Source organism: Rhodococcus sp. WB1 (assembly GCF_001700945.1).
GTDB lineage: Bacteria > Actinomycetota > Actinomycetes > Mycobacteriales > Mycobacteriaceae > Rhodococcus > Rhodococcus aetherivorans.
In genome coordinates this window covers 3,015,185-3,028,493 of sequence record NZ_CP015529.1, presented here as the reverse complement: position 1 = coordinate 3,028,493, position 13,309 = coordinate 3,015,185, and the positions used below count along the sequence as shown (strand labels likewise).

At 72.3% G+C, this 13,309-nt stretch carries 9 protein-coding genes; all 9 read left to right on the top strand.

The annotated features are described in order from the left end of the window. Nucleotides 1–5: 5 nt before the first annotated feature. The 9 genes from A4U64_RS13385 to ffh all read left to right on the top strand — a co-directional run bounded on the left by A4U64_RS13385 (nt 6) and on the right by ffh (nt 13,307). Nucleotides 6–443, top strand: coding sequence for an OsmC family protein (locus A4U64_RS13385; RefSeq protein ID WP_006933666.1), 438 nt, complete (start codon nt 6–8; stop codon nt 441–443). A 26-nt stretch (nt 444–469) separates the two neighbouring features. After that, nucleotides 470–1,396 carry an SMP-30/gluconolactonase/LRE family protein gene (locus A4U64_RS13380; protein WP_029543201.1) on the top strand — a complete coding sequence of 309 codons (927 nt, stop codon included), beginning with the start codon at nt 470–472 and terminating at the stop codon, nt 1,394–1,396. Continuing rightward, nucleotides 1,393–1,683, top strand: a complete 291-nt coding sequence (locus tag A4U64_RS13375; protein WP_006933673.1) for an acylphosphatase — start codon at nt 1,393–1,395, stop codon at nt 1,681–1,683. The genes A4U64_RS13380 and A4U64_RS13375 overlap by 4 nt, the downstream gene beginning before the upstream one ends. A 25-nt stretch (nt 1,684–1,708) precedes the next feature. Then, on the top strand, nt 1,709–5,344 hold the full coding sequence (gene smc, locus A4U64_RS13370; RefSeq protein WP_029543202.1) for a chromosome segregation protein SMC: 3,636 nt from the start codon (nt 1,709–1,711) through the stop codon (nt 5,342–5,344). Further along, complete coding sequence (gene ftsY / locus A4U64_RS13365) at nt 5,341–6,960, top strand: signal recognition particle-docking protein FtsY (RefSeq protein WP_006933677.1); 1,620 nt, start codon at nt 5,341–5,343, stop codon at nt 6,958–6,960. Before smc ends, ftsY begins: the two co-directional genes overlap by 4 nt. Before the next feature lie 471 nt (nt 6,961–7,431). Then, the gene (locus tag A4U64_RS13360; RefSeq protein ID WP_029543203.1) at nt 7,432–8,739 is read left to right on the top strand and encodes an ammonium transporter; all 1,308 of its coding nucleotides are present in this window, start codon (nt 7,432–7,434) and stop codon (nt 8,737–8,739) included. 43 nt (nt 8,740–8,782) lie between these two features. Beyond that, nucleotides 8,783–9,121, top strand: coding sequence for a P-II family nitrogen regulator (locus A4U64_RS13355; protein ID WP_006933679.1), 339 nt, complete (start codon nt 8,783–8,785; stop codon nt 9,119–9,121). Further along, entirely contained in the window at nt 9,111–11,624 is a 2,514-nt protein-coding gene (locus A4U64_RS13350; RefSeq protein WP_050036343.1) for a [protein-PII] uridylyltransferase, read from the top strand. Before A4U64_RS13355 ends, A4U64_RS13350 begins: the two co-directional genes overlap by 11 nt. Nucleotides 11,625–11,726: 102 nt before the next feature. Beyond that, nucleotides 11,727–13,307 (top strand): signal recognition particle protein, encoded by a 1,581-nt coding sequence (ffh, locus tag A4U64_RS13345; protein WP_006933683.1) that lies wholly within the window; start codon nt 11,727–11,729, stop codon nt 13,305–13,307. Nucleotides 13,308–13,309: the final 2 nt, after the last annotated feature.

The following is a 13,309-nucleotide window of genomic DNA, read 5'->3' as shown; positions in this document are numbered from 1 at the left end:
CCCGCATGGCTGAACAGACTTCCGACACGCCGACGACCGAACTGTGGGTCGAGCGCACCGGCACCCGCCGCTACACGGGCCGCAGCTCCCGAGGTGCCGAGGTCCTGATCGGGTCGGAGACCGTCGAGGGTGTCTTCACCCCCGGCGAGCTGTTGAAGATCGCGCTGGCGGCCTGTTCGGGGATGAGCTCGGACTTCCCGCTGTCGCGCCGGCTCGGCGACACCTACGACGTCACGATCCGTGTCTCCGGCGCCGCGGACCGGGAGAACGAGGTGTACCCGCACCTCGTCGAGGAGATGGCGCTGGACCTGAGCGAACTCGACGAGGAGGCGCAGCAGCGCCTCGTCGCGCTCGTCGAGCGATCCGTCGACAAGGTGTGCACCGTCGGCCGTACGCTCGAGGCCGGCACCGAGGTGACGCTGAAGATCGTTCCGGACGCGTGAGCGGTGGATCTCGGCAGGGAGGGCGGATGATTCGTACAGCGGCCGGACTCGCGCTCGCCGTGGGGTTCCTGGCGGGCGGGGCGCCGGCGACGGCCGCGCCCGCTCCGGCGGACTGCGCGCCGTGGCGGGTGGACGTCGTCGCGTCCGGGCTCGGCGTGCTCGAGAATCTCGCGTTCGACGGTCGCGGCCGGCTGCTGGCCTCGGCGTCCACCCCGGCCGGCGGCGGGTCGCTGCTGGCGCTCACGCCCGAGGGACGGGCCGACGCCGTGGTGGCCGAGGTCCCGGCGCCCGGCGGCATCGTCGTCGACGACGGCACGGCGTACTTCACGACCGGCAACGGCACCGTCTCCGGACTGCTCGGCCGCACCGACGGCACCCTGGAGGCCGTCGACCTCGACACCGGGACGCGGCGCACCGTCGCGTCGGGTCTGACCATGCCCAACGGTCTCGTCCGCCTGCCCGACGGGGACTTCCTCGTCAGCCGGAACCTGGGCAGCCCCCCGGGCCTGACGCGCGTCCCGGTCGAGGGTGGGGCCCCGGAAACGATCCGCACCGACCTCGGCTCCGTCAACGGACTCGCGGTCGACGGCGAAACCGTTTATGCGGCTACGACTTTCGATCCGACTACCCGAATTCACGCGTTGAACGCCGGCGACCTCACCGGTCCGGTCCGGACCCTGGACCCGTCCGGGCCCGGGCCCCTCGAGACCGCCGACGATCTCGACGTCGGACCCGACGGCGCGTTGTACGTCCCGCTCAACGTGGCCGGGAAGATCCTGCGGGTCGACCCGGTCACCGGCACCGGCTGCACGGTCGCCACGGGGGTGCCCTTCGTCTCCGCGGTCGCATTCGGCGAGGGCCCCGGCTGGGACCCGGACGTCCTCTACACCACCGGCTTCGACGGCGCCGTCCACGCCGTCCGTCCGGTCCGCAGTTCGGGGGAGCAGCCATGACGCAGTCGCCGCCGGACGCCGTCCGGCTCACCGCCTGGGTGCACGGGCGCGTGCAGGGTGTGGGGTTCCGCTGGTGGACGCGGTCGCGAGCCCTCGAACTCGGCCTCGCCGGTCACGCCACCAACCATCCCGACGGGCGCGTGCTCGTCATCGCCGAGGGCCCCCGCGACGCCCTCGAACGACTCCTCGCCGCGCTGCGCTCGGGCGAGACCCCGGGAGAGGTGCGGCTCGTGGTGGAGAGCTGGGAGCCGACGCGCGGTGACCTGACCGGCTTCGTCGAGCGGTGACGGCCCGCCGGTAAGGTTTTCGCACATGTATTTGAAGGGTCTGACGCTCAAGGGCTTCAAGTCTTTCGCGTCCGCGACGACTCTGCGGTTCGAACCGGGCATCACGTGTGTCGTGGGGCCGAACGGTTCCGGCAAGTCCAACGTCGTCGACGCCCTCACCTGGGTGATGGGGGAGCAGGGCGCCAAGGCGCTGCGCGGCGGCAAGATGCAGGACGTCATCTTCGCCGGGACCGCCGGCCGGCAACCCCTCGGCCGTGCCGAGGTCACCCTCACCATCGACAACTCGGACGGCGCGCTGCCCATCGAATACTCCGAGGTGTCCATCACCCGGCGGATGTTCCGCGACGGGGCCGGCGAATACGAGATCAACGGGAACTCGTGCCGGCTGATGGACGTGCAGGAACTGCTGTCCGACTCCGGCATCGGCCGCGAGATGCACGTCATCGTCGGTCAGGGCCGCCTCTCCGCCATCCTCGAGTCCCGGCCGGAGGACCGCCGCGCATTCATCGAGGAAGCCGCCGGAGTCCTCAAGCACCGCAAGCGCAAGGAGAAGGCGGTCCGCAAGCTCGACGCGATGCAGGCCAACCTCGCGCGCCTGACCGACCTCACCGCCGAGCTGCGCCGGCAGCTCAAGCCGCTCGGCCGCCAGGCCGAGGTGGCGCGCCGCGCCCAGACCATCCAGGCGGACCTGCGCGACGCCCGGCTGCGGCTCGCCGCCGACGACCTCGTGACCCGGCGCTCCGAGTTCGCCGACCAGGACGAGCAGGAACGCGTCCTGCGCGAGCGACTCGACCACGTCTCCGCCGAGCTCGACGACGCCAACGCCGAACTCGCACGCCACGAGGAGGCGGTCGCGCGACTCACTCCCGGCGCCGAGGCCGCGTCACAGACCTGGTTCCGGCTCTCCGCGCTCGCCGAACGTCTCGGCGCCACCGTGCGCATCGCCCAGGAACGCGCCCGCCACCTCGACACCGCCCCGGCGGTCCGCGACGGCCAGGACCCGGACGAGATGGAGGCCCGCGCCGACCGCATCGCCGAAGAGGAGGCCGAACTCCTCGAGGCCGTCGAGGTCGCCCACGGCACCCTCGAGGCCGCGAAGGAGCAGCTCGCCGTCCAGGAGGAGGCCGCCGCGGCCGCCGAGCGGGCGCACCTGGCCGCAGTGCGGGCCGTCGCCGACCGGCGGGAGGGACTCGCGCGCCTGGCCGGACAGGTCGACACCGTGCGCACCCGCGCCGAGTCCATCGACGCGGAGGTGGCCCGGCTGACCGTCGCCATCGAAGAGGCCCGGCTGCGCGGTGTCGCCGCCCAGGCCGAGTTCGAGACGGCCCAGGCCCGCATCGACGACCTCGACGCCGGCGAGATCGACGCCGACGCACAGCACGAACGCGCCCTCGAGGCGCTGCGACTCGCCGACGCCCGCCTGAAGGAACTGCAGGACGCCGAGCGCGCGGCCGGCAAGGAGGTCGCCTCCCTCGGGGCGCGCATCGAGGCGCTGGCGATGGGTCTCGAACGCAAGGACGGCGCCGCCTGGCTTCTCGAGCACCGCCCCGACCTGGGATTGTCGGGTCCCCTCGCGGAACGCGTCCGGGTCGAGGCCGGCTACGAGGTCGCCGTCGCAGCGGCGATGGGCCCGGCCGCGGACGCGCTGGCCGCGGATTCGGTCCCGGCGGCGGCCGCGGCCGTCGCCGCGCTGGTGGACGCCGACCAGGGCCGGGTCGCGTTCGTCGCCGGGGGCACCACCGCGCCGGCCGAGCCGGCGAGCCTGCCCGACGGGACGCGCTGGGTGCGGGACGTGATCGACTGCCCGCCGGAACTGCGCGGCGGACTCGACGCGCTGCTGGCGCGCACCGTCGTCGTGGACGACCTGCGCTCCGCGATCGAACTGTGCCACGTGCGCCCCGAACTGCGGGCAGTGACCCGGAGCGGTGACCTCGCCGGCTCGGGCTGGGTCGTCGGTGGATCCGGGCGCGCGCCGAGCACCCTCGAGGTCCAGGCCGCGATCGACGCGTCCCGCGCCGACCTCGACCGCGCGGTCCGGCGCTCCGAGGAACTCTCGGCGGCTCTCGCCGGCGCCCTGGCCGAACAGGCGGCCCGCGCCGAGGTGGCCGAACAGACCCTCGCGGCCCTCAACGAATCCGACGCCGCGATGTCCGCGGTGTACGAGCAGCTCGGCCGGCTCGGGCAGGCCGCGCGCGCCGCCCACGCCGAGTCCGAGCGCCTCGCGGCGCAGCGCACCAACGCCGAGACGGAGCGTGACACGGCCCGCCGCGAGGTCGTCGAGCTCGAGGAGCGGCTGCGACTGGCCGAACAGGAACAGAGCGACGCGGGCGCCGATCCGGGCACCGACTCGACGGCAGTCGACCGAGAGGTCGCCGCCGCTGCCCTCGCCGAGGTCCGGGCCGTCGAGATGGAGGCGAGGCTCGCGGCCCGCACCGCGGAGGAGCGCGCCCAGGCGCTGCGCGGCAAGGCGGACTCGCTGCGCCGCGCAGCCCAGGCCGAGCGCGAGGCGCGGGCCCGGGCCGAACGGGCACAGCGCGCCCGCAAGCAGGCCGCGGCCGTCGCCGCGGCCGTGGCCGAGTCCGGCGCCCGGGTCGCGGCCCACCTGGACGAGGTGGTCGCCGCGGCCTCCGCCCACCGGGACGAGCTGACCCGTCAGCGCGCCGAGCGGGCCGAACAGCTCGACAAGGTCAAGGAGCGGGTGCGCGACCTCTCCGCGCAGCGGGCCCAGCTCACCGACGCGGTGCACCGGGACGAGGTCGCCCGCGCGCAGGCCGCGCTGCGGATCGAACAGCTCGAGCAGGCCGTCGTCGAGCAGTACGCCATCGCGCCCGACGATCTGGTCGCCGAGTACGGCCCCGAGGTGCCGCTGCCACCGTCCGACCTCGAGATCGCCGAGTTCGAACAGGCGCGGGAACGCGGAGAACAGGTCGTCGCGCCGCAGCCGCAGCCGTACGACCGCGCCACCCAGGAGCGGCGCGCCAAGCGCGCGGAGAAGGACCTGACGACCCTCGGCAAGGTCAACCCGCTGGCGCTCGAGGAGTTCGCCGCGCTCGAGGAGCGGTACAACTTCCTCGCCACGCAGCTCGAGGACGTCAAGAACGCCCGCAAGGACCTGCTCGGCGTGGTCGCCGACGTCGACGCCCGCATCCTGCAGGTGTTCACCGAGGCGTACGCGGACGTCGAGCGCGAGTTCGAGCAGGTGTTCGCCAAGCTCTTCCCCGGCGGCGAAGGCCGCCTCGTGCTGACCGATCCGTCGGACATGCTCACCACCGGCATCGAGGTCGAGGCCCGGCCGCCGGGCAAGAAGGTCAAGCGGCTGTCGCTGCTCTCCGGCGGCGAGAAGTCGCTGACGGCGGTGGCCATGCTCGTCGCCATCTTCCGGGCCCGGCCGTCCCCGTTCTACGTCATGGACGAGGTGGAGGCCGCTCTCGACGACACCAACCTGCGCCGGCTCATCGGGCTGTTCGAGCAGCTTCGGGAGAAGTCCCAGCTCATCGTCATCACCCACCAGAAGCCGACGATGGAGATCGCCGACGCCCTGTACGGGGTCAGCATGCGCGGCGACGGCATCACCCGCGTCATCTCGCAGCGGATGCGTGGTCAGGATCTTTCTCGCCCAGAGCTGAGCGCGGCCGTTGCGCCTGACAGTATGGGGGCGTGAGTACCGGAGCCTGGATAGCCATCGCGGCGGCACTTGCCGTCCTCCTCGTCGCGCTCGTCGTCGGCCTGACCCTGTACCGGAGACGGCGGGTGTCGCTGACGGCCGAGCAGACGCCGCAGCTCGGCACCGCCGAGCAGAAGGATCGTTCCGGCGGTTACAAGGCCGCGGGCGGCTTCAGCTTCACCCAGGGGGCGACCGCGACCGCGCCGCCCCAGCCGGTCGAGCGGCCGGTTCCGAGACCGCCGGTGGTCCCGGAACCGCCCGCGTCCCCCAAACCGCCGGTCGCTCCGGAATCGACGGTGGTGCCGGAACCGAAGGTCGTGCCGGAACCGAAGGTCGTGCCGGAACCGAAGGTCGTGTCACTGCCCCAGGAGGTGTCGGAGGCTCCGGCGCCGACGGTCGAACCCCGGGTGGAGCCCGAGCGGGCCCCGGAGGCCGGCGCCGCCCCCACCGTGGAACCGGCCCCCAGGGTCGAGCCCGTCCCGGGCATCGAGCCGGAGACCGCCCCGGCGCCGTCCGAGGTCGTCCCGCCGGTCGAGGAAGTTGCGCCGGTCGAGGAAGTTGCGCCGGTCGAGGTCGTCCCGCCGGTCGAGGAAGCTCCGCCGGCACCCGCCGTCGAACCCGAGGTGGCCCCGCCGCCGACCGCCGAGCCCGAGGTAGCGGCTGTCCCGCTCGTTCCCCCGATCGAGGAGATCGCCCCGACCGAGGGCCGGCTGGACCGGTTGCGCGGCCGACTTGCCCGGTCGCAGTCGGCGGTGGGCAAGAGCCTGCTCGGCCTGCTCGGCGGCGGCGACCTCGACGAGGACTCGTGGGAGGAGATCGAGGACACCCTGCTGATCGCCGACCTCGGTGCCGCCACCACCACCCAGATCGTCGAGCGGCTGCGGGTGCAGATGGCCGCCCGCAGTGTGCGCACCGAGGCCGAGGCCAGGGCCGTCCTGCGGGACGTGCTGGTCGAGGCGCTGCACCCGGAGCTGGACCGGTCGATCAGGGCGCTGCCGCACCAGGATCACCCGGCGGTGCTGCTCGTCGTCGGGGTCAACGGCACCGGTAAGACCACCACCACCGGCAAGCTCGCCCGGGTCCTCGTCGCCGACGGCCGCCGCGTCCTGCTGGGCGCTGCCGACACCTTCCGTGCGGCCGCCGCCGACCAGTTGCAGACGTGGGCCGAGCGGGTCGGCGCCGAGGTCGTGCGCGGCAAGGAGGGAGGCGACCCGGCCGCGATCGCCTTCGACGCCGTCGCCAGGGGCACCGATCAGGGTGTGGACGCCGTGCTCATCGACACCGCCGGCCGGCTGCACACCAAGACCGGTCTGATGGACGAGCTCGGCAAGGTCAAGCGGGTCGTGGAGAAGAAGGCCGCGGTCGACGAGGTGCTGCTCGTGCTCGACGCGACGATCGGGCAGAACGGCCTGATGCAGGCGCGCGTGTTCGCCGAGGTCGTGGACATCACCGGCGTGGTGCTGACCAAGCTCGACGGCACGGCCAAGGGCGGGATCGTCTTCCAGGTCCAGCACGAGCTCGGGGTCCCCGTGAAACTCGTCGGTCTCGGTGAGGGCGCGGACGACCTCGCGCCGTTCGAGCCGGGCGCATTCGTCGACGCCCTGCTGGGCTGATCCACCGCACCACCGCCAGCTCACCACCGGCCACCCGGCCTCCGACCGGGTGGCCGGTTTTGGTCACGGAAAGGTCACAAATCGTCACTCGGTTCCCATCTGCCACTCCGGTTCGGTAGAAACAGGTGCCGGACGGATCCCGCGGGGCGGGTGGCGACGGGGAAGCAGCGACGAGAGGCTCCTGCGGGAGCTCGCCGCGCTGGCCACCCGGCCCCGCCGGGTCCGTCCCGGCTCGGGTCGCGATCCGTCCCGATCCACCCCCTCCCGGCTCGCGGGAGCACCGCCGCGAAACGCCGTGCGAGGGACCCGGTTCGGCCGCCGGCGCCGGTGGATGCGCCGCGAAACAGGAACGAAACACATGTCCGATTTGCGTTCACTCCGCCGAAACAGCGCGGCGCTCCGGCCGAAACATCACCACAGCATTCTTCTCTCGACGACGCGCTGACCGGCGCGGCCAACAGGGAGGTTGCAGTGGAGGAAGTGGTGAACACCGGCGACGCGGCATGGATGCTGATATCGGCGTCCCTGGTGCTGTTGATGACGCCCGGTCTGGCGTTCTTCTACGGCGGCATGTCGCGCACCAAGGCCGTCCTGAACATGATGATGATGTCCTTCGGGGCAATGGCGGTCATCGCGGTGATCTACGTGCTGTGGGGCTGGTCGATGTCCTACGGCACCGAGGACATCGGGGGCATCTTCGCCAACCCGTTCCAGATGTTCGGTCTGCAGGGTGCCATCTACGACGACGCCGGTGAGTTCCTGCCCGGCCTCGGCGACTACCCGCAGATCATCGACATCGGCTTCCAGGTCACGTTCGCGGTCATCACCACCGCTCTCATCAGCGGTGCCCTCTCCGAACGCGTGAAGTTCGGCACCTGGCTGGCCTTCTCCGGAATCTGGGTCACCCTCGCGTACTTCCCCCTCGCCCACATGGTGTGGGGCGGCGGCCTGCTCTCCGGCTCCGCGGACGGCCTCGCCGCCAAGATCTTCGGCACCTCCGACGACGGAGAAGGCGGGCTCGTCGCGACCGTGGCGCCCATCGACTTCGCCGGCGGCACCGTCGTGCACATCAACGCCGGCATTGCCGCGCTCGTCCTGGCGCTGATCATCGGCAAGCGCGCGGGCTTCGGCCGCACCGCCTTCCGTCCGCACAACCTGCCGTTCGTCATGCTCGGTGCCGCCCTGCTGTGGTTCGGCTGGTTCGGCTTCAACGCCGGTTCCGCGTTCGCCGCCGACGGTGTGGCCGGCCTGGCCTGGGTCAACACCACCACCGCCGCGGCCGCCGCGATCCTCGGCTGGCTCCTCACCGAGCGCATCCGCGACGGCAAGGGCACCAGCCTCGGTGCCGCCTCGGGTGCCGTCGCCGGCCTCGTCGCCATCACTCCGGCCGCCGGTGCGCTCAGCCCGGTCGGTTCGATCGTGCTCGGCGCGATCGCCGGCGTCCTGTCCGCCCTGGCGGTCGGCCTGAAATACAAGTTCGGCTACGACGACTCGCTCGACGTCGTCGGCGTGCACCTCGTCGCGGGCCTGTGGGGCACCATCGCGATCGGGTTCCTCGGCACCGAGACGGGCCTGTTCTACGGCGGCGACTACAAGCAGCTCGTGATCCAGATCGTCATCGCAGTCTTCGCCCTGGTCTACACCGGCATCATCACCGCGATCGTCGCCTTCGCGCTCAAGCCGCTCGGCTGGCGGGTGTCGGAGGAGGAAGAGGCGCGCGGCATCGACGAGGCCGAGCATGCGGAGTCGGCATACGACTTCGCCGCCGCCCTCAAGTGATAAGAAGACATCAGGGCACTGGAGACTGGGAAGGGATGAGGATATGAAGCTGATCACGGCAATTGTCAAGCCGTTCACCCTCGAGGACGTCAAGGCAGGCCTCGAGCAGGCGGGTGTGCTTGGCATGACCGTCAGCGAGGTGCAGGGATACGGTCGCCAGAAGGGCCACACCGAGGTCTACCGCGGAGCCGAGTACTCCGTCGACTTCGTTCCCAAGGTCCGCGTCGAGGTCGTCGTCGACGATGCCGCCGTCGACAAGGTGGTCGAGACCATCGTCGAGGCCTCCCGCACCGGCAAGATCGGCGACGGCAAGGTGTGGGTCACCCCGGTCGAAACGGTCGTCCGAGTGCGCACCGGTGAACGAGGCGCCGATGCACTCTGACCCGAAGGGGTCCGGAACTCGCGGCCCTGGTCCCGCTGCCTCCGCGGCGGGATCGGGGCCGCCGGTGTCTCCGGGGCCGGCCGGATCCGGCACCGCCGCCACCGACCTCGCCCGGGCTCGTACCCAGTTGCTCGCCGGCGGCACCCGCAACCGCCGGCTCGACGCCCCCGCCCTCCGTCACGCCCTCGTCGATCTCCACGAGTTCTGGCTCGTCACCAAGGGAACCGAACTCGGAATCAAGCCCGACTGCGGCTTCGCCATCGTCGCCGTCGGCGGCCTCGGCCGCCGCGAGATGCTCCCCTACTCCGACCTGGATCTGGTCCTGCTGCACGACGACATGGACCCCGCTGTCGTGTCCCGGGTCGCCGACCGGCTCTGGTATCCGCTATGGGACGCGCACATCAAGCTCGACCACAGCGTCCGGACCGTCCCGCAGGCCCTGCAGGTCGCCGCGTCCGACCTGACCGCCGCGCTCGGCCTGCTCGAAGCCCGGCACATCGCCGGCGACCTCGAATTGAGCAATCTGCTGATCGGCGGCGTGCGGCGGCAGTGGCGCACCGGCATCCGCAGCCGGTTCGAGGAGCTCATCGCCCTGACCGAGGCCCGGTGGGAACGCAGCGGGCAGATCGCGCACCGGGCCGAACCCGACCTCAAGAGCGGCCGCGGCGGGCTGCGGGACGTGCAACTGCTCAACGCACTGTCCGTCGCGCAGCTCACCGACGGCATGCCCGGGCTCGGGCCCGACGTTCCCGGCGGCGGGCTCGCGGCCGCGCACCGCCGCCTGCTGGACGTTCGCACCGAGCTGCACCGCGTCGCCGGCCGGGCCCGCGACCAGCTGCGCGCCCAGGATGCCGACGAGATCGGCGCCGCCCTGCGCATCGGGGACCGGTTCGACCTGGCCCGCGTGCTGACCGAGGCGGCCCGGACCGTGAGCTACTCGGTGGAGGTCGGGGTACGCACGGCAGGAAACTCGCTGCCCCGCAAGGGCCTGTCCCGGCTGCGCCGCGTCCCCGTCCGGCGCCCGCTCGACGAGGGTGTGGTGGAACACGGCGGCGAAGTGACGCTGGCCCGCGACGCGCACCCGCGCAAGGACCCCGGCCTGATCACGCGGGTCGCCGCGGCCGCAGCGCAGCACGATCTGCCGATCTCCGCGTCCACCCTCGGCCGCCTGGCCGACAGCGCCCCCGAACTGCGGGAACCGTGGCCGCGCACCGCGCTGAACGACCTGCTCGTGCTGCTCGGCTCGGGAACCCGCGCGATCGACCCGATCGAGGCGCTCGACCGGACGGGACTGTGGGGCCGGCTGCTCCCCGAATGGGGGGCGGTGCGGGATCTGCCCCCGCGTGATGCCGTGCACACCTGGACGGTGGACCGGCACCTGGTGGAGACCGCGGTGTACGCCGGCGGGCTGACCACCCGCGTCGCACGCCCCGACCTGCTGGTGCTCGGGGCGTTGCTGCACGACATCGGCAAGGGTCGCGGCGGCGACCACAGCGTCGTCGGCGCGGAACTCGCCACCCAGATCGGCCGCCGGATGGGCCTGTGGCCGTCCGACGTCGCCGTGCTGTCCGCGCTGGTCCGCCACCATCTGCTGCTTCCGCACACCGCGACCCGCCGTGACCTCGACGACCCCGCCACGGTGGAGTCCGTCGTCGAGGCCATCGACGGCGACCCGGTGCTGCTCGAGCTGCTGCACGCCCTCGCCGAGGCGGACTCGCTCGCGACGGGCCCGGGGGTGTGGGGCGACTGGAAGGCGGCGCTCATCCGGGAGCTGGTCCGGCGCTGCCGGCTGGTGATGGCGGGGGAGGAGCTGCCGAGACCGGACCCGATCGACCCCCAGCTCGCCGAGCAGGCGGAACAGGGCGGCATCCACGTCGAGCTCCAACCCGGCGAGAACCCGCACGCCTACACGGTGACGGTGGTCGCGCCCGACGAGCCGGGCCTGCTGTCCGACGCCGCCGGGGTGCTGGCCCTGCACGGCCTGCGCGTGCTGTCCGCCTCGGTGGGCAGCCACGCCGGTAGTGCCGTCAACAGCTTCGCCGTCGCGCCGCTGTTCGGGGCCCCGCCGCCGGCGGGTCTGCTGCGGCAGGAACTCATCCGGGCCCGCGCCGGGGACCTCGACCTGCTCGCCACGCTCGACGCGAAGGAGCAGGCGGCGAGGGAGGCGCAGCTGCCCGAACGCCCGGAGCGGGCCGTGCCGGGCACCTACGCGCAGGCGCCGCCGCACCTGATCTGGATCGACGCCCCGGATCCGGGGCAGGCGATCCTCGAGCTGCGCGCCGAGGACCGGCTGGGCATGCTGTGCCGGCTCGCGGACGCGTTCGAACGGTGCGGCACCGACGTGCGCTGGGCCCGGGTTTCCACCCTCGGCCGCACCGTCGTGGACGCGTTCTGCATCGATCTGGGAGGTTCCGACACCCGGGAGAACCGGGAGCGGGTCGAGCGGGCGGTGCTCGCCGTGGTGCCCGCTCCGGAGCCGAAGAATCCCGAGGACAAGGGCTGAGGGCGGGGCGGCCGCTCGTGCACGTGCGAGAACTCGTGCCGCGAGCGGCTACCCTGGAGCGCAGAACTGTCCGCATCTTCGCCAGACCCAGGAGCGCATTCGGTGTTCGAATCCCTTTCCGACAGGTTGACCGGAGCCCTCAAGGACCTGCGCGGCAAGGGGCGCCTCTCCGACGCCGACATCGACGCGACCGCCCGGGAGATCCGCCTGGCGCTGCTCGAGGCCGACGTCGCCCTGCCCGTGGTGCGCTCGTTCATCGCCAAGATCAAGGAACGAGCCAAGGGCGCCGAGGTACACGGCGCGCTGAACCCCGCCCAGCAGGTCGTCAAGATCGTCAACGAGGAGCTCGTCGGGATCCTCGGCGGCGAGACCCGGCGGCTGCAGTTCGCCAAGACCCCGCCCACGGTGATCATGCTCGCCGGCCTGCAGGGTTCCGGTAAGACCACCCTCGCCGGCAAGCTCGCCAAGTGGCTCAAGGACCAGGGCCACACCCCGCTGCTGGTCGCCTGTGACCTGCAGCGGCCCGGCGCGGTCACCCAGCTGCAGATCGTCGGTGAACGCGCCGGTGCGTCCGTGTTCGCCCCGCACCCCGGCACCTCCATCGGCGGCGGCGAGAACCCGCTCGGCATCACCGCCGCCGACCCGGTGAACGTCGCCCGCGACGGCGTCGCCGAGGCCCGCGCCAAGCACTACGACGTGGTCATCGTCGACACCGCCGGCCGCCTCGGCATCGACGAGGAGCTGATGGCCCAGGCCGCCGGCATCCGCGACGCCGTGCAGCCCGACGAGACGCTGTTCGTGCTCGACGCGATGATCGGCCAGGACGCCGTGAGCACCGCCGAGGCGTTCCGCGCCGGTGTCGGCTTCACCGGCGTGGTGCTCACCAAGCTCGACGGCGACGCCCGCGGCGGTGCCGCGCTCAGCGTCCGCGAGCTGACCGGTCAGCCGATCCTGTTCGCGTCGACCGGTGAGAAGCTGGAGGACTTCGACGTCTTCCACCCCGAGCGCATGGCCAGCCGCATCCTCGGCATGGGCGACGTGCTCACCCTCATCGAGCAGGCCGAGCAGGTCTTCGACGCCGAGCAGGCCGAGGCCACCGCCGCGAAGATCGGCTCCGGTGAACTCACCCTCGAGGACTTCCTCGAGCAGATGATGGCCGTACGGAAGATGGGCCCGATCGCGAACCTGCTCGGCATGTTGCCGGGTGCGGGACAGATGAAGGACGCCCTCGCGAACGTCGACGAGAAGCAGCTCGACCGGATCCAGGCGATCATCCGCGGCATGACGCCGGCGGAACGCGCCAACCCGAAGATCATCAACGCCTCCCGGCGGCTGCGCATCGCCAACGGCTCCGGCGTCAAGGTCTCCGACGTCAACCAGCTCGTCGACCGGTTCTTCGAAGCCCGCAAGATGATGGCCGCGATGGCCGGGCGCATGGGCATGCCCGGGTCCCGCAAGCCGCAGCGCGCGAAGAAGGGCAAGAAGGGCAAGAAGGGCGGCCGCGGGCCGACCCCGCCGAAGATCAAGGGCGGATTCCCCGGTGGCATGCCCGCCGGCATGCCCGGCATGGGCGGGATGCCCGCCGGGTTCCCGGACCTGTCGAAGATGCCGAAGGGCCTCGACGAGCTGCCGCCCGGTCTCGAGAACTTCGACCTCTCGCAGCTGAAGTTGCCGAAGAAGTAGTC